Annotated in this window: 15 protein-coding genes; 6 read left to right on the top strand and 9 right to left on the bottom strand. The window is 70.1% G+C overall.

Features of this window, described 5'->3' with window-relative positions:
- Window positions 1-16: 16 nt before the first annotated feature.
- From AB0I38_RS00130 to AB0I38_RS00120, 3 genes are read right to left on the bottom strand one after another with little or no spacing between them, the layout of a single operon-like run.
- The gene (locus AB0I38_RS00130) at window positions 17-1,459 is read right to left on the bottom strand and encodes an MFS transporter (RefSeq protein WP_358459313.1); all 1,443 of its coding nucleotides are present in this window, start codon (window positions 1,457-1,459) and stop codon (window positions 17-19) included.
- 43 nt (window positions 1,460-1,502) lie between these two features.
- Entirely contained in the window at window positions 1,503-2,165 is a 663-nt protein-coding gene (locus AB0I38_RS00125; protein ID WP_358459310.1) for a Crp/Fnr family transcriptional regulator, read from the bottom strand.
- A 32-nt stretch (window positions 2,166-2,197) separates the two neighbouring features.
- The gene (locus tag AB0I38_RS00120; protein WP_358459307.1) at window positions 2,198-4,216 is read right to left on the bottom strand and encodes an adenylate/guanylate cyclase domain-containing protein; all 2,019 of its coding nucleotides are present in this window, start codon (window positions 4,214-4,216) and stop codon (window positions 2,198-2,200) included.
- A gap of 242 nt (window positions 4,217-4,458) precedes the next feature.
- On the opposite strand from AB0I38_RS00120, the gene AB0I38_RS00115 reads away from it, so the two are divergent.
- Window positions 4,459-5,328 (top strand): hypothetical protein, encoded by an 870-nt coding sequence (locus AB0I38_RS00115; RefSeq protein ID WP_358459304.1) that lies wholly within the window; start codon window positions 4,459-4,461, stop codon window positions 5,326-5,328.
- A gap of 72 nt (window positions 5,329-5,400) precedes the next feature.
- On the opposite strand, the gene purL is transcribed toward AB0I38_RS00115, so the two are convergent.
- From purL to purS, 4 genes are all read right to left on the bottom strand, one after another.
- Window positions 5,401-7,677, bottom strand: a complete 2,277-nt coding sequence (gene purL, locus AB0I38_RS00110) for a phosphoribosylformylglycinamidine synthase subunit PurL (protein WP_358460761.1) — start codon at window positions 7,675-7,677, stop codon at window positions 5,401-5,403.
- 62 nt (window positions 7,678-7,739) lie between these two features.
- Entirely contained in the window at window positions 7,740-8,423 is a 684-nt protein-coding gene (gene purQ, locus AB0I38_RS00105) for a phosphoribosylformylglycinamidine synthase subunit PurQ (RefSeq protein ID WP_358459301.1), read from the bottom strand.
- Window positions 8,424-8,616: 193 nt separating this feature from the next.
- The gene (locus AB0I38_RS00100) at window positions 8,617-9,054 is read right to left on the bottom strand and encodes an ATP-binding protein (RefSeq protein ID WP_358459298.1); all 438 of its coding nucleotides are present in this window, start codon (window positions 9,052-9,054) and stop codon (window positions 8,617-8,619) included.
- A gap of 170 nt (window positions 9,055-9,224) precedes the next feature.
- The gene (gene purS, locus AB0I38_RS00095; protein ID WP_189121864.1) at window positions 9,225-9,470 is read right to left on the bottom strand and encodes a phosphoribosylformylglycinamidine synthase subunit PurS; all 246 of its coding nucleotides are present in this window, start codon (window positions 9,468-9,470) and stop codon (window positions 9,225-9,227) included.
- A 224-nt stretch (window positions 9,471-9,694) separates the two neighbouring features.
- Between purS and pdhA the strand changes: the two genes are divergently transcribed.
- From pdhA to AB0I38_RS00075, 4 genes are all read left to right on the top strand, one after another.
- Window positions 9,695-10,786 (top strand): pyruvate dehydrogenase (acetyl-transferring) E1 component subunit alpha, encoded by a 1,092-nt coding sequence (gene pdhA / locus AB0I38_RS00090; protein ID WP_358459294.1) that lies wholly within the window; start codon window positions 9,695-9,697, stop codon window positions 10,784-10,786.
- Window positions 10,787-10,847: 61 nt separating this feature from the next.
- Window positions 10,848-11,828: an alpha-ketoacid dehydrogenase subunit beta gene (locus AB0I38_RS00085; RefSeq protein WP_358459291.1), complete on the top strand. Its 981-nt coding sequence runs from the start codon at window positions 10,848-10,850 to the stop codon at window positions 11,826-11,828.
- Between the two features lie 17 nt (window positions 11,829-11,845).
- Window positions 11,846-13,336: a dihydrolipoamide acetyltransferase family protein gene (locus AB0I38_RS00080; protein ID WP_358459288.1), complete on the top strand. Its 1,491-nt coding sequence runs from the start codon at window positions 11,846-11,848 to the stop codon at window positions 13,334-13,336.
- Between the two features lie 275 nt (window positions 13,337-13,611).
- The gene (locus AB0I38_RS00075) at window positions 13,612-13,905 is read left to right on the top strand and encodes a Dabb family protein (RefSeq protein ID WP_358459285.1); all 294 of its coding nucleotides are present in this window, start codon (window positions 13,612-13,614) and stop codon (window positions 13,903-13,905) included.
- A 1-nt stretch (window position 13,906) separates the two neighbouring features.
- Here the strand turns inward: AB0I38_RS00075 and AB0I38_RS00070 are convergent, their stop codons facing one another.
- Together AB0I38_RS00070 and AB0I38_RS00065 are read right to left on the bottom strand one after the other, a co-directional pair.
- Complete coding sequence (locus AB0I38_RS00070; protein WP_358459282.1) at window positions 13,907-14,131, bottom strand: DUF6458 family protein; 225 nt, start codon at window positions 14,129-14,131, stop codon at window positions 13,907-13,909.
- A gap of 207 nt (window positions 14,132-14,338) precedes the next feature.
- A complete protein-coding gene (locus tag AB0I38_RS00065; RefSeq protein ID WP_358459279.1) occupies window positions 14,339-16,144 on the bottom strand; it encodes an acyl-CoA dehydrogenase in 1,806 nt (601 codons plus the stop codon).
- 103 nt (window positions 16,145-16,247) lie between these two features.
- On the opposite strand from AB0I38_RS00065, the gene AB0I38_RS00060 reads away from it, so the two are divergent.
- A complete protein-coding gene (locus AB0I38_RS00060) occupies window positions 16,248-17,045 on the top strand; it encodes a class I SAM-dependent methyltransferase (protein ID WP_358459276.1) in 798 nt (265 codons plus the stop codon).
- Window positions 17,046-17,057 lie beyond the last annotated feature (12 nt).

Here is a 17,057-nt window from a genome sequence, read left to right as displayed (position 1 = left end):
TCGCGGAGCGGCGGCGCTAACCGCGGCGGGTGCGGGCCAGGGCGGCCATGACGGCACCGGTGAGGGCGACGCCGAACAGCACCCCGTACGTCCGCCGGAAGCCGTCCATCAGCAGGTCCACGGCCACCGGTGACAGCTCCGACAGGGTGGCCGCGTAGACCTGCGCCCCCAGCTCGGGGCCCACCGAGCCGGCCAGCACGCTGAGCGAGAGCCCGACGCTGAGCACGATGCCCACGTTCATGATCATCAGCCGGAACCCGTTGACCACGCCCAGGCTCCCGGCCGGCAGCGCGCCCATGACCTGCGTGGTGTTGCCGGTGAGGAACGTGCCGCTGCCGCAGCCCGCCACGAAGAGCCCGATGCCGATGATCCAGTAAGGCGTCGCGGGATCGGTCGTCAGCATCAGCGTGCCGAGCCCCGCGGCGCTCATCAGCGAGCCCCCGATCGCCAGCGCGTACGGCGAGATCCAGCGGCCGACCGAGCCCGCGATGGGCGAGGCCAGGGCCATGCCGACCGGCACCGGCAGCACGCTCAGCCCGGCCGCGAAGGCGTCCACGCCACGCGCCGCCTGGAAGTACAGCGCCACCACCAGGATCAGCGAGGCCCGGGCGATGGCGTTGCAGAACGACGCCAGGTTCGCGCAGGCCAGCATCCGCCCGCCGAACAGCCGCGGGTCGAGCACCGGATGTGAGGCCCGGCGTTCGACCAGCACGATGAGCGGCGCCAGCACCACGAACACCGCCACGCCGACCGGCACGACCGGGCTGGACAGGCCGCGCGAGCCCGCCTCCGACAGCGCCAGCAGCACCGCCGACAGCGCGGCGAAGACCAGCGCGTTGCCCAGCGCGTCGACCGGCTGTTTCGGCCCCCGGGGCACCCTGCGCAGGGTGATCGCGCCCCAGATGATCGCGATCAGCCCGGCGGGCACGTTCACCCAGAAGATCCACTGCCAGCCCGCGGTCTCCGCGATCAGGCCGCCGAGCGTGGGCCCGGTGAGCTGAGCCACCGACATGGTGCCGATGTAGACCCCCATGCCCTGGCTGAGCCGCTCGGGCGGGAACGCGTCGGTGATGATGACCGTGCCGTTGGCCAGGATCATCGCCGCCCCGACCGCCTGGAGCATCCGCATCGCGACCAGGAACCACACGTTCGGAGACAGCCCGGCGAGCAGCGAGGCCACGGTGAACAACGCGAAGCCCAGCAGGTAGACCTCCCGCCGGCCCAGCAGATCGGCGACCCGGCCGAAGAACACCAGGCTCGCGGTGTTGACCAGCAGGAACGACAGCAGGATCCAGTTCGACTGGAACGGGTCGGCCGAGAAGTGCCGCACGACCGTGGGCAGGGCGACGTTCAGCGTGCTGCCCGCGACACCGATGAGGATGAGTCCGAGGCTGGTGACCGAGCAGACCTTCCAGGCGTAGCGCATCCGGGCGGCGTGATCGGGGGGGACCTCGAGCATGCCCTCCACTATGACGTACAACGTACGTCCACTTTGGGCGGGGTCAGTGGGCCCGCTTGCGCAGCCCTTCGAGATCGTGGATCACCACGCGGCGCCTGCCGGTCTCGATCAGCCCGCGGTCGCGCAGCGTGCGCAGCGCCTTGCTCACCGCCTCGCGCGAGGCGCCGGTCCATCCGGCCAGCTCGTCTTGGGAGAGCGGCAGCGCCACGCGCACGCCGCTGTTGGTCTTCTCGCCATAGCGCTCGGCCAGCTCCAGCAGCCGCGTCGCCACCCTGCCGGTCGTGTCGAACGCGCCGTACTCGATCCGCTTGCGGTCCGCGTCGCGCAGCCGCCCCGTCACGAGCTGCATGAGAAGAACGGCGATGCGCCCGTGAGCCTGCAGGAAGGCCGGGAAGTCGCGCACCACGAAGCCCGCGATCGGCTCCAGCGCGGTGACTGTGGCCGAACGCGGCGAGCCGTCGATGGCCGACATGTCGCCCAGCAGCCCGCCGGGCCCGCGTACGGCCAGCACCACCTCGGTGCCGCTGCTGGTGTGGGAGGACACCTTGACCCGGCCCTCGGTCAGCACGAGCACCCAGTCGGAGGTGTCGCCCTCGGTCATGACGGTCGCCCCGCGCTCCCAGCGCCGCGGTCGCCCGACCGCGCGGAACGCCTCGATCTCCTCGGGGGTCAGCAGGGAGAGGAACTCGCCGGGCTCTGGAGTCATGCGCTGATTATGGCCGGGGAATCCCTGACCAGCTATGTCAACGCCGTCAGAACATACGCGCCCACACGTTCTTCCTTGCCCTTGAGGCTCAGCCTGCCCAGCGGGCTCACCGTGGCGCCGCGCCCCAGCTGCTTGAGCGTGGTCTCGCCGATCACCACGGTGCCCGGCTCGGCCAGCCCCTGCAGCCTGGCGGCCACGTTCACGCAGTCGCCCATGGCGTTGAAGCCGCGCAGCTCGGGGCTGCCGATGTTGCCCACGAGGGCCGGCCCGGTGTTGACCCCCACCCGGAACGTCGGCCACTCGACGTCGTCCACCCGGCTCCAGGAGACCTCCTCCGCCACCTCGGCGGCCGCCTGCTGCATGGCCAGCGCCGCCCGGCAGGCCGCCCTGGCGTGGTCGTCCTGCGTGGCCGGAGCGTTGAACAGGGCCAGCAGCGCGTCACCGACGAACTGCACGATCGTGCCGCCGTTGTTGAGGATGCACGGCACGGCGGCCGTGTGGTAGCGGTTGAGCATCTCCACGATCTCGCCCGGCGTGACCAGCTCGGAGAACGTGGTGAACCCCTTCAGGTCGGCGAAGAGCGCGGTCAGCTCCTTCAGCTGGCCGCCCAGCGCCGCCTGGGCCGGATCGGCCAGCAGGGCGTTGGCCACGTCCGGCGACATGTACTGCCGGAAGAGGGTGTCGAGCTCCTGGTAGAGGCGGGCGTTCTCGAGCGAGAGCGACAGCTGCCCGGCCAGGGTCGCGGCCAGCGCCTCGTCCTGCGCGGTGCGCCCGACCGGCACCTCCAGCGCGCCCGCCGGCCGCCCCTTGACGGTCAGCGGGAAGGCCAGCAGGTTGTCCCGCCTGATCGGCTCGTCTCCGGTGAAGTCGTACTCGCGGGAGCCGATGTGGGTCCTGCCCTCGGCGATCAGGCCGATCCGCACGTCTCCGTACGCCTGCCGCACGTGTTCCAGGACGTTGGCGAGGAGCTGCGTCTCGGGCAGGCCGACACGGGTCTGGGCGCTCACCGCGACGAGGGCCGACAGCCGCTCCGACAGCTCGCGCTCGTTGGCCAGCGCCTCACCTGCCCGGTCGAGGACCGCGACCTGGCTCTCGTTGAGCCGGAACTTCCCCGACAGCCGGGTGGCGGCCAGCGGCTCGCCCCGGCGGACGTGCTCGACCAGCTCCTCCAGCGCCTTGTCGTACTGCTGCTGGATGCGCGCCAGGGTGGCCGCCAGCGTCACCGAGTCGAACAGCCCCGCGCTGGAGCCCTCGCGTCTGAACTGCAGGTAGGCGCTGTAGGCCACGAACACGAAGGCGAACGTGAGCAGGATGTGCCACTCCCACCAGGACAGATGCCAGTTGAGCTGCGACATCCCGGCGACCATCGACTCGGCGAGCAGGGCGTAGGCGGTGATCAGGCTGATCAGCATGGCCGACGGCCGCCGCCGGTGCAGCCTGAACATCATCACGCTGGCGGCGGCGTACAGGATGAGGCCGGGGATCGCGCCCCAGGACAGCCAGAGGACCGGCGCGGTCAGCGGCGGCCGGCTGAGCGGCGTCAGCCCGTCGATCAGCGAGGCGAGCCCCCACAGGATCATGAAGCCGAACAGCGCGCCGCGCACGAGATGCTGGTAGGCGAGCACGATCCGCGCCTCGCGCTCGCCCAGCGGCAGGGCCGAGGCGAAGGCGAACCCGGCCGCGATGGTGAGCCCGACCTGCTGGCCGAGGTCGAACCCCAGCGAGCCGGTGGGCAGGATGACCCGCGGCGTGGCCAGGCCGTGCAGGAAGAAGAAGCCCGCGCTGGCCAGGAACACCATCGACACCAGGAACAACCGGGCGTCCTGCCGCCTGCGGGACGCCTCGCTGATCAGCGTGCCGAGCACCACGTTGACGCCGGCCACCGTGATGATCATCCAGAAGTGGCTGGGGTTGTGCTGCCAGTGGATGTTCAGCTGCGGCTGGGCCAGCAGCAGCCAGAGCCCTGCTAACGGCAGGATCAGGTGGAGAGCCCAGACGACCCCTCGCACCGGCTGCGTCGCGGGTGGGAGGTAGGGACTGTCGGTCGCCAAGGTCGTCCTCCGTCGAATGGTGCCCCCCGGACAGTCCCGATTATCCATGCCGTACGGGGCCTGCCAATGCGTCCTTTTACGGGTAGTCGACCATCTTGACCTGTCAAGAAGCGTCAGGGCCGACAGTAACGCTTTGCGATGTAATAAACACGTTATGTAGTTTCTGTACTCCCCTGGAACGTTTGAAACGTGAACCTCATGCTCAACCTGAGCAACACCTGTTGTCCGGAAGGAAACTGATCATGAAGGTTCGCGGGGGGCGCACGCTCACTCTCGCCGCCGTTGGCGCACTGGCGGCATCACTTCTCACCGTCGGTGGCGCCGCCACGGCCTCGGCGACGAGCCAGACGTCCGCGGCGGGCGAGGTGCACGCCTGCGTGCACAAGAAGACCCGGTACGCGCGCATCGTCAACCCGGCCACCAAGTGCCGGACGACCGAGGTCCGCGTGCTGATCGGCGGGGGATCGTCCACCACGACGGTCGTCGAGGGCAGCAAGGGCGACACCGGCCCGCAGGGCCCCAAGGGCGACACGGGCTCTCAGGGCCCGCAGGGCCGCCAGGGCCTCGCCGGCAAGCAGGGCCTCCAGGGCCCGAAGGGTGAGACCGGCCCCGCCGGTCCCCAGGGTCCCAAGGGCGAGACCGGCCCGCAGGGCCCGAAGGGCGCCGACGGCAAGGACGGCAAGAACGGTCTCCCCGGCAAGGACGGCCAGGACGGCAAGCCCGGCCTCCCCGGCAAGGACGGCAAGAACGGCCAGGACGGCAAGCAGGGCCCTAAGGGCGACACCGGCCCTCAGGGCCCCAAGGGTGACTCCGGCTCGGCCAAGCTGACCAGCTACACCAAGACCGCGAGCCTCAACTCGGTCGGCTCGGCCACCGCCAGGTGCAACAGCGGCGACATCGCCAGCGGTGGCGGCTTCTCGTTCGGCACGCTCAAGAACGCCAAGGTCATGGGCAGCGCCCCTGGCAGCGGCTCGTGGACCGTCACCGTGGCCAAGGACGACAACGGCGGCGGCAACGACAGGCCCTCGGGCGAAGCCTCGATCCAGAGCGGTGGCGGTCACAACGGCACCAGCGTGAACGGCACCGCTTACGTGGTCTGCCTCAAGAGCTGACACCGAAAGAGCTGACACCGACAGGAAGGGCCGGCACGAAGTTCCGTGCCGGCCCTTCCTGTTGAGTGAACCTCAGCCGAACAGCGCGGGCAGCGCGGCCGAGTGCCGGTCGCGCAGCTCCGAGACGGGCACCTCCAGCACGCCCTCCACGACGAGCGACGTGCCGCCCGTGACGCCCAGCCCGTGACAGGGCACGTCGTGGTCGCCGCACAGCGCGGCGAACTCCTCGAACCGTTCCGGCGCGACCGCGACCAGCGCCCGCGCGGCCGACTCGCTGAACAGCTCGATGAACGGGTCCTCGCCCAGCGTCACCGTGGCGCCGACGCCCCGAGCCAGGCACGACTCAGCCAGCGCGATCGCCAGCCCGCCGTCGGACAGGTCGTGGGAGCCTTCGAGCAGCCCGCGCCGGGCCGCCTCCACGAGCACGGTGGCCAGAGCCCGCTCGGCCTCCAGATCGGCCGCGGGCGGCAGGCCGCCGAGGTGGCCGTGGACGACGTGCGCCCACTCCGAGCCGCCGAACTCGTCGAGCGTCTCGCCGAGCAGCGCGACGCGCAGCCCTTCGGCGACGAAGCCGGTGCGGACCCGCTTGGCCACGTCGTCGATCACGCCGAGCACGCCCACGACCGGGGTCGGGTGGATGGCGGTCGTGCCGGTCTGGTTGTAGAAGGACACGTTGCCACCGGTGACCGGCACGCCCAGGATCTTGCAGGCGTCGGCCAGGCCGCGCACCGCCTCGGCGAACTGCCACATCACCTCGGGGTCCTCGGGCGAACCGAAGTTGAGGCAGTTGGTGACGGCCAGCGGCTCGGCGCCGGTCACGGCGACGTTGCGGTAGGCCTCGGCCAGCGCGAGCTGCGCGCCCGCGTAGGGGTCGAGTTTGGCGTAGCGACCGTTGCCGTCGGTGGCCAGCGCGATGCCCCTGGTGGTCGGCTCGGTCCCGTCGATGGCCTCGTGTTCATGGTCGCGACCGCTTCGGGGCTCGTTGGCTCGTGCCTCGCTCCCTCCCGTCGAGTTCCATCGCTCCGAGATACGCAGCATCCCGGCATCGGCCGGTTGCGCCAGCACGGTGTTGGAACGGACGTAGCGGTCGTACTGGGAGGTCACCCACTCCTTGGACGCCAGGTTGGGCGAGCCGAGCAGCTGGAGCAGCGTGGCCCGCAGGTCGGTGGGCCGGTCGAGCCGGTCGGGAGAGTCGCTGTTGAGGGCGGCCTGCCCGGAGGGCTCGTGGAAGGGCCGCTCGTAGACGGGCCCCTCGTCGGCCGCGGTGCCCGGCGGGATGTCGACGATCGTCTCGCCGTCCCAGGTCATCACCAGCCGGCCGGTGTCGGTGACCTCGCCGATGACGGTGGCCGGGACGTCCCACTTCTCGCAGATCGCCATGAACGCGGGGATGTCGGAGGGCTGGACGACGGCCATCATCCGTTCCTGCGACTCGCTCATCAGGATCTCCTCGGGCCTGAGCGAGGGATCGCGGAGCGGGACCAGGTTGAGGTCGACGCGCATGCCGCCGGTGCCCTTGGCGGCCAGCTCGGTGGTGGCGCACGAGACGCCCGCCGCGCCGAGGTCCTGGATGCCGACGACCACGTCGGCCGCGTAGAGCTCCAGGCAGCACTCGATCAGCAGCTTCTCCATGAACGGGTCGCCCACCTGCACGGCGGGCCGCTTGGCGTGCGACTCGTCCTCGAAGGTCGCGCTGGCCAGGACGCTCGCGCCGCCGATGCCGTCGGGGCCGGTCGAGGCGCCGAACAGCACGACCTGGTTGCCCGGGCCGGGGGCGGTGGCCAGCTTGATCTGATCCTTGCGCAACAGGCCCACGCAGAGCGCGTTGACCAGCGGGTTGCCGATGTAGCAGGGGTCGAAGACGACCTCGCCGCCGATGTTGGGCAGGCCCAGGCAGTTGCCGTAGTGGCTGATGCCCTCGACCACGCCGGGCAGCACCCGCCGGGTGTCGACGGCGTCGGCGCCGCCGAACCTCAGGGAGTCCATGACCGCGATCGGGCGGGCGCCCATCGACATGATGTCGCGCACGATGCCGCCGACGCCGGTGGCGGCCCCCTGGTGCGGCTCCACGTAGGACGGGTGGTTGTGCGACTCGATCTTGAAGGTGGCGGCCCAGCCGTCGCCGATGTCGACGACACCGGCGTTCTCGCCCATGCCGACGAGCAGCGCCTCGGACTTGGGCGCCTTGGTGGCGAACTGCTTGAGATGCACCTTGGACGACTTGTACGAGCAGTGCTCGGACCACATGACGCTGTAGATGGCCAGCTCGGAGCCGGTGGGACGGCGGCCGAGGATCTCCTTGACCCGGTCGTACTCGTCCTGCTTCATCCCGAGCTCGGCGAAGGGCATCGGCTCGTCGGGCGTCTCGGCGGCCCGCTGGACGCTGTCGGCCGCGATGCTGTGTCGCTCGCTCACGTGTTCACCAGCTTCTTTAGGATGGAGGTGAAGAAGCCGAGGCCGTCGGTGCTCGGGGCGCCGACCAGGTCCTCGACCGCGTGCTCGGGGTGCGGCATGAGGCCGACCACGTTGCCCGCCTCGTTGCTGATGCCGGCGATGTCGTTGAGCGAGCCGTTGGGGTTGCCGCCGAGGTAGCGCACGACGACCTGGCCGCCGGACTCGAGCGCGGCGAGCGTGTCGGCCGAGGCCACGTAGCGGCCCTCGCCGTGCTTGATCGGCAGCACGATCTCCTGGCCGGGCGCGAACGCGCCGGTCCACGGGGTGCCGGTCTGCTCGATGCGGAGCCGCTGGTCACGGCATACGTAATGGAGCGAGGCGTTGCGGGTCAGCGCGCCAGGCAACAGGTGCGCCTCACACAGGATCTGGAACCCGTTGCAGGTGCCGAGCACGGGCAGCCCCGCGCGGGCGGCCGGGATGAGCTCGTCCATCAGCGGCGCGAACCGGGAGATGGCTCCACAGCGGAGGTAGTCGCCGTAGGAGAAGCCGCCCGGCAGGAACACCGCGTCGACCCCCTTGAGGTCGTGGTCGGCGTGCCACAGCGGAACCGCCTCCGCGCCGACGAGATGCACGGCTCTGGCGGCGTCCTGGTCGTCGAGAGTTCCTGGAAACGTGACTACGCCCACACGGGCAGCGCTCATGACAGTCGTCCCCTTCGAGGATTGCGCACGCACGCGCCGCCGTCGCTTCGGGGTGGACGGGGCGGTGCTCCCAGGTTATCGGGTACGGAGGGTTGTTCCTCGCCAGGTGGGCCAGGTCAGCGAGCCCGGCAGGGCGGGCCGCTTCGGCGCGCTGCGGCGGGCATCGGCGGAAGGTGGCCGGCAGGAGTCGTGTTCAGACGGCGGCGAGCTGACGGGGACGGGCGGTGGCCTCGTCGTCCCAGGAGAGCCGCTTGCGCAGGTGGACCGTGGTGCCGTTGCCGGGCGTGACGCCGAAGGAGATCTCGTCCACGACGGATCGCATGATCAGCAGGCCGCGGCCGTTCTCGGTGTCGGGAGGCGGGAAGTGCGGCGGCATCGACGGCAGGCCGCCTCCGCTGTCGGCCACGCGCACGTCGCAGCGGCCGTATCCGATCGACGCGGTCACTTCGTAGCGATTGGCGGGACCTCCGTGCCGCACCGCGTTGGAGCACGCCTCGGAGACCGCGAGCAGCATGTCGGCGATGCAGGTCTCGCTCACGTTGAGCGAACGCAGCGCATCGCCCAGCACTCGCCTGACCATCGGGATGCCTATCGCATCCCGCGGCAGTGCCAACGAGAACTCAATGTCCACCGGACTCCTCCGGGCTCCGGAATGTCACCTGGAGTAGGTTTCCCCGTGAAATCGGGGCTAACCGCAAAATCACGTTGTTGTTATTTAGTGTTGGCACGCCCGTGGCATTGTGGCACGCCAAAATCTGGCTTTAAGCCGCCAGGGGGAAATCCAGTGTCAAATGTGCTGTTCTACCCCTCAACCCGGACGCTGTAGTCCTCGATCACCGTGTTGGCCAGGAGAGTCTCGGCCATTTTTCGGACGTCCGCAATGGCCGCCTCGTCGGCGGGGCCGTCGAGCTCGATCTCGAACCGCTTGCCCTGCCGCACCTCCGCGACGCCGGAGAAGCCCAGCCGGGGCAGCGCTCGGGCGATCGCCTGACCCTGCGGATCGAGAATCTCGGGCTTCAGCATGACGTCTACGATGACGCGCGCCACTGCGTTCCTCCTGGCTATGGCAGTGATGGGAAAGCCCAGCCTACCGGTGCGTGTGGCCACCGGCACAACGGGAACGGGGAGGGCATGGGGCTTGCGCGAAGGGCTGTGACGTCTGCCACCATGTCCCCAAAGCGTACGAACCACCACCAGTTGGTCAGACGCTCAGCAGGCCGGCCAAAGTGGCGACCCCACCAAGACAGGCCCCGAACGCACAGGAGTGGCACGTGACAGCCGACGCCTCTCGTGGTGCTCAAGCACCCCCAGAGCTCGTCCAACTGCTCACCCCGGAGGGAGAGCGGGTCGAGCATCCCGACTACGACATCGACCTGACGCCGGAAGAGGTCAGGTCCCTCTACCGCGACCTGGCACTCGTCAGGCGCGTGGACCTGGAGGCCGTGGCCCTGCAGCGGCAGGGCGAGCTCGGCATCTGGGCCTCGCTGCTCGGTCAGGAGGCCGCCCAGATCGGCTCCGGCCGCGCGCTGACCGACGCCGACATGGCCTTCCCCACCTACCGTGAGCACGGCGTGGCCTGGTGCCGCGACGTCGACCCGGTCAAGCTCCTCGGCCTGTTCCGCGGCGTCAACCACGGCGGCTGGGACCCCAAGGAGCACAACTTCCACCTCTACACGATCGTCATCGGCAGCCAGACCCTCCACGCGGTGGGCTACGCCATGGGCATCCAGCGCGACGACGCGACCGCGGCCACCATCGCCTACTTCGGCGACGGCGCCACCTCCCAGGGCGACGTCAACGAGGCGTTCATCTGGGCCAGCGTGTTCAACGCGCCGATCGTGTTCTTCTGCCAGAACAACCAGTGGGCCATCTCCGAACCCCTGGAGAAGCAGAGCCGCATCCCCCTCTACCGCAGGGCCTCCGGTTTCGGCTTCCCCGGCGTCCGGGTCGACGGCAACGACGTGTTCGCCTGCCTCGCCGTCACCCGCCAGGCGCTCAGGAACGCCCGCGAGGGCCAGGGCCCCACGCTCGTCGAGGCCTACACCTACCGGATGGGCGCCCACACCACCACCGACGACCCGACGCGCTACCGGGTGGCCAGCGAGCTGGAAGCCTGGAAGCTCAAGGACCCGATCGAGCGGGTCAAGGCCTACCTGTTCAAGAACGAGCACGCCGACCAGGCGTTCTTCGACTCCATCGACGCCGAGGCCGACCAGCTCGGCGCCGACCTGCGCAGGCGCTGCCTCGCCATGCCCGATCCCCGGCCGCTCGACATCTTCGACCACGTCTACTCCGAGCCGCACACGCTGATCGACGAGGAGCGCGCCCAGTTCGCCGCCTATCTGGAGGGCTTCGAGTCATGAGCGACCGGAGTGAGTTCAGTGAGCACAGCACTTTGGTCCTGACGTCGGCGAAGGAGGGCTCATGACCGTGATGAGCCTGTCCAAGGCGCTCAACGAGGGCATGCGCAAGGCCATGGAGGACGACCCCAAGGTCCTCATCATGGGCGAGGACGTCGGCAAGCTGGGCGGCGTGTTCCGGGTCACCGACGGCCTGCAGAAGGACTTCGGCGAAGACCGGGTCATCGACACCCCCCTGGCCGAGTCGGGCATCATCGGCACCGCGATCGGGCTGGCGCTGCGCGGTTACCGGCCGGTGTGCGAGATCCAGTTCGACGGCTTCGTCTTCCCCGCGGCCGACCAGATCATCACCCAGCTGGCCAAGATGCCGATGCGCTCGCTGGGCGCGATCAAGCTGCCGGTGGTCGTACGCATCCCGTGCGGCGGCGGCATCGGCGCGGTCGAGCACCACAGCGAGTCGCCCGAGGCCTACTTCACCCACACCGCCGGGCTGCGCGTCGTGGCCTGCTCCAACCCGGCCGACGCCTACTCGATGATCCAGCAAGCCATCCGCAGCGACGACCCGGTCATCTTCTTCGAGCCCAAGCGCCGCTACTGGGAGAAGGCCGAGATCGACACGTCGACCGGCGACTGGTGGCCCCCGTTCGACAAGGGCCGGGTGGTCCGGCCCGGCACCGATGCCACGCTGATCGCCTACGGACCCATGGTCAAGACCTGCCTGGAGGCCGCGACGGCCGCCGAGGACGACGGGCGCTCGCTGGAGGTCATCGACCTGCGCTCGCTCAACCCGCTCGACCAGCCGCTGGTGATGGACTCCGCGAGCCGTACGGGCCGGGTGGTGGTCGTCCACGAGGCGCCGGTCAACAACGGGTTCGGGGCCGAGCTGGCGGCGCGGATCACCGAGCGGTGCTTCTACCGCCTGGAGGCTCCGGTGCTGCGGGTCGGCGGCTTCTCCACGCCGTACCCCCCGTCGAAGCTTGAGGAGCACTACCTGCCCGACCTGGACAGGGTGCTCGACGCCGTCGACCGCGCCTTCGGCTACTGAGAGGGGGACCTGGTCTCATGCGACGTGACTTCAAGCTCCCCGACGTCGGCGAAGGGCTGACCGAGGCGGAGATCGTCCGCTGGCATGTCAAGCAGGGTGACGCGGTCAAGGTCAACCAGATCGTGGTCGAGATCGAGACGGCCAAATCCATCGTGGAGCTGCCCGTCCCCTGGGACGGACTGGTGGCTGAGCTGCTGGCCGACGAGGGCCAGACGGTCGACGTGGGCGTGGCCATCATCTCCGTCGAGACGGAGGAGGCGCCGGCCGGCGCCGGCCAGGGCGGCGAGTCCCAGACCGGACAGAGCAGCGGGTCTCAGACCGGCCGGGCCGAGGGCCAGGCCGGCCGGATCGAGGGCCAGGCCGGCCGGATCGAGGCCCTGGCCGACGACCTGGTGCCGCGTCCGCCCGAGGAGGGCGCGGTGGAGCCGGGCACCCACGGCAGCCCGGCGCCCAAGGAGCAGCGCCAGGCGGTCCTGGTCGGCTACGGCGTCAAGACCGGCGCCACCAGGCGCCGCCCCCGCAAACCGGGTACCCAGGTGCGGCCTGAGGGCGCGGCCCAGGCGCCCCCGGTCGCCGGCCCGTCCCGGGGCGAGGCGGGGAGCGCGTCGAAACCCGTGGTCGAGGGCCGCGCGGCGGGTCCGGCCGCCGATCGTCGCGCCGTGCTGGCCAAACCGCCGGTACGCAAGCTGGCCAAGGACCTGGGCGTCGACCTCGCCACGATCACGGGCACCGGCCCCGAGGGCTCCATCACCCGAGACGACGTCCACGCCGCGACACGGCCGGTGGCCGCGGCGGCGCCCGCCAGCCGGGGTGAGGAGCGCATCCCCGTCAAGGGCGTGCGCAGGATGACCGCGCAGGCCATGGTGACCAGCGCCTTCACCGCACCGCACGTCACCGAGTTCCTCCAGGTGGACGTCACCGAGACCATGGACGCGGTCCGTCGGCTGCGCGCGCTGCCCGACTTCACCGAGGTCAAAGTCTCGCCGCTGCTCCTGGTGGCCAAGGCGGTGCTGACGGCGGCCGGCCGCCACCCGATGATCAACTCCTCCTGGGACGAGGAGGCCCAGGAGATCGTGGTCAAGCACTACGTGCATCTCGGCATCGCGGCCGCGACCCCGCGCGGGCTCGTGGTGCCCAATGTCAAGAACGCCCATGAGCTGTCGCTCCCCGAGCTGGCCAGGCGGCTGGGCGAGCTGGCCGAGACGGCCAGGGCGGGCCGCACCCAGCCCGCCGAGATGGCCGGGGGCACGATCACGATCACCAACGTGGGCGTGTTCGGCGTCGACGCCGGCACTCCCATCCTCAACCCGGGCGAGGCGGCCATCCTGGCCTTCGGCCAGGTCAGGGACATGCCGTGGGTGGTCGACGGCGAGCTGGCGGTCCGCAAGGTGACGACCCTGGCGCTTTCGTTCGACCACCGGATCGTCGACGGCGAGCTGGGCTCGATGTTCCTGCGCGACGTGGGCGCGATGCTGGAGGATCCCCTGCGGATGCTGGCCTGGAGCTGATCCGGTCGCCTGACCGCGACCGGATCCGCCCAAGCATGTCGGCCCGGACGCGGGCGCCCTGGTGCGCTCGCGTCCGGACCGAACCGCGACCCCTCCGGCCCGCGCGACAAAGCCTGACCCGTATCACCGGCCGGCCCGTATCACCGGCCGGCCCGTATCACCGGCCGGCCCGTATCACCGGCCGGCCCGTATCACCGGCCGGCCCGCGACAACGCTCGATCGGTGGCCACGACCCGGGCGGGCGGCTTCGCGGGACGCGGCGATAAGGTGACCACATGATCCGCCACGTCGTGCTCTTCACCTGGACCGAAGACGCCACCGAGGAGCAGAAGGCCACGGTCGCGGCCGAGCTGCGCGAGCTGCCCGGCCTCATCCCGCAGATCCGCGCCTACACGATCGGCGGCGATGTCGGGGTCAACCAGGGCAATCACGAGTTCGCGGTCGTCGCCGACTTCGACACCGTCGACGACTACCTGGTCTACCGCGACCACCCTCGGCACCTGGCGGTTGTCACCGACCACATCAGGCCCATCATGGCGGCGCGTGCCGCCGTGCAGATCGAGGCGTAGGTCAGATCTCCGGCGGCTGGTTCTCGCGGTGCATCAGCCGGTTCTCGGAGGTGCGCCCGCGTCGCGGGGCGAGCACGATGCTCAGCACGATGCCCGCTCCGCCGACGAGCATGAAGATCAAGCCGATCACGTCCATGTGGACGCTGTCTCCGAACACGTCGGGCTCGATGGCGAACCTCAGGATGGCGCCGAGCGTGAGGAAGAAGATGCTGACCCCGACACCCATGACGACCTCCGAAGGCAAAGAGCGAGTACGCCCACGGTCATACCCGGGTATGGGCGATCACACGCTCGGGCGGGGCAGGAGAGTGGCCGGCCGCCGTTCAGGGTGATCAGCTCGCCGAACCCCACGTGCCTGACCGCGCACCGCGGCTGAGAACGCGGAACGCCCGCTCCGGAGCCGGAGCGGGCGTCGGCGATCCTCAGGGGAGGCTCAGAAGGCTTCCTCCGGCAGGTCCATGAGGTCCAGGCCGGTGGCGGCGGCCACGCGGCGCTCGGCGGCCAGACGCGGCAGCACGGTCGTCGCGAAGAACGAGGCCGCGGCGACCTTGCCCTGGTAGAAGGGGTCCTCGCCGTCGTCCAGCTTGGCCAGGGCCACCTCGGCCTGGCGCAGCAGCAGCCAGCCGATCACCAGGTCGCCCAGCGCCAGCAGGAACCGGGTGGTGTTGAGGCCGACCTTGTAGACCTCCTTGGGCGTCTCCATCGAGCCGATCGCCCATCCGGCCATCGTGTCGCCCATGGCCTTGACGTCGGCGGCGGCCTCGGCGAGCAGCTTTCGCTCCTCCTTGAGCCGGCCGTTGCCCGCCTCGGAGGAGGCGAACGCGTCGATCTCGGTCAGCAGCGACCCGAGCGCGGCGCCCTGGTTCCTCAGGATCTTGCGGAAGAACAGGTCGAGGCCCTGGATGGCGGTGGTGCCCTCGTAGAGCGAGTCGATCTTGGCGTCGCGGATGTACTGCTCGATCGGGTATTCCTGCAGGTAACCCGAGCCGCCCAGGGTCTGCAGCGACCGGGCGAGCAGTTCGTACGACCGCTCCGAGCCGACGCCCTTGACCAGCGGCAGCAGCAGGTCGTTCATGGCCTGCGCGTGCTGGTCGCCGGGGTTGAGCTGGATGGTGTCCTGGAAGGTCGCCGTGTAGAGGACGAGCGCCCGCATGCCCTCGGCGTACGACTTCTGCAGCATCAGCTCGCGGCGCACATCAGGGTGGCGGGTGATGGGCACCCGCGGCGCGGTCTTGTCGGACATCTGGGTCAGGTCGGCGCCCTGCAGGCGGGACTTGGCGTACTCCAGGGCGTTGAGGTAGCCGGTGGAGAGCGTGGCGATGGCCTTGGTGCCGACCATCATCCGGGCGTGCTCGATGACCATGAACATCTGCTTGATGCCCTCGTGCACGTCGCCGATCAGCCAGCCGATCGCCGGGTGCTTGTCGCCGAAGGTCAGCTCGCAGGTCGTGGAGACCTTCAGGCCCATCTTCTTCTCGACGTTGGTGACGTAGACGCCGTTGCGCTCGCCCAGCTCGCCGTTCTCCAGGTTCACGTGGAACTTGGGCACCAGGAACATCGACAGGCCCTTGGTGCCTGGGCCGTGGCCTTCGGGGCGGGCCAGCACCAGGTGGAAGATGTTCTCGGTCAGGTCGTGCTCGGCGCTGGTGATGAAGCGCTTGACGCCCTCGATGTGCCAGGTGCCGTCGGGCTGCCGCACGGCCTTGGCCCGGCCGGCGCCGACGTCGGAGCCGGCGTCGGGCTCGGTGAGCACCATGGTGGCGCCCCAGTTGCGCTCGATGGCCAGCTCGGCGAACCTCTTCTGGTCGTCGTTGCCGACCTTCCACAGGGTGTAGGCGAAGCTGGGCCCGGCCCCGTACATGTACACGGCGGGGTTGGCGCCCAGCACCATCTCGGCGGTGGCCCACGCGAGGCTCCGGGGGATGCCGGGGCCGCCCAGGTCGGTCGGCAGGTCCAGGTGGGCCCAGCCGCCGTCGACGAGCGCCTTGTACGACTTCTTGAAGCCGGCCGGCATCGTGACGCTGCTGGTCTCCGGGTCGAAGACCGGCGGATGGCGGTCGCCTTCCTCGAACGAGTCGGCGATGACACCCGAAGCCAGTCGGCCGACCTCGTCCAGGATGCTGCGGGCGACATCTTCGTCCACATCCGCGTACGGCCCGGTGCCGAGGATCTCGCCGCGCCCGAACACCTCGAAGAGGTTGAACTCCAGGTCACGCAGGTTGCTCTTGAAGTGGCCCATGGCTGCTGATCTCCTTGAACCGGGGGCTTTATCTACTGGCTAGTAACCCTACTAGCAATGCTACCCGCGAGTAACCAGCGGTATGCGTGGCATGCTCGTCTTCATGGATGCCGAAGAACTCGCCACGCGCTGGCGAGAGCGGCTGGAATCCTGGGCCATTCCAGAGGAGATCATGGCCAAGGCCCCGGTCGATCCCTGGGGCCACTCGCCCGGCCGCTTCGCCACGCGCACCGATTGGGCGCTCACCGCCCCGGACGACGGGCCCACGATGGCCCGGCTCACTGAGGCGCTGCCACCCGGTGGCGCGCTGCTCGACGTTGGCGCCGGCACCGGCGCCGCCTCGCTCCCGCTGCACGAGCGCATCGGCGAGCTCTACGCCGTCGACACCTCGCCCGCGATGCTGGCCGAGCTCACCACCCGGGCCGACAAGCTGGGCGTCGCCCTGACGTCGGTCGAGGGCCGCTGGCCCGACGTGGTCGAGCAGGTGCCCGTGGTCGACGTGACGATCGCCGCGCACGTCGTCTACAACGTGCCCGACCTGGCCGTCTTCCTGCGCGCGCTCGACGACCGCACCCGGGGCCGGGTGGTGATCGAGCTCCCGCAGCGCCATCCGATGAGCTGGCTGGCGCCGCTCTGGCAGCACTTCCACGGCGTCGAGCGCCCGGTCAGGCCCGTCGCCGAAGACTGCGTCGCGCTGGCGGCCGCGCTCGGCTACGCCGTGCAGGTCGAGGAACGGGAGGCGCCGCTCGAACGCTTCTCCTCCTTGGAGGAGCTCGCGGCCAGTGCCTGCCAGCGCATCTGCCTCGACCCGGCGCTCGCCACAGAGGTCGGGGAGACCGCGCTCTCCCTCGGCATGTGGCCCGTCCCGAAAGACCGCTGGGTCACCATCTGGTGGGAATGACCAGGCCCGCAC

The sequence above is a fragment of the Nonomuraea cavernae genome, from assembly GCF_040655715.1.
Taxonomy (GTDB): Bacteria; Actinomycetota; Actinomycetes; order Streptosporangiales; family Streptosporangiaceae; genus Nonomuraea; species Nonomuraea cavernae_A.
Note: the sequence above shows the minus strand (reverse complement) of the source record. Positions and strands in the feature narration are given on the sequence as shown.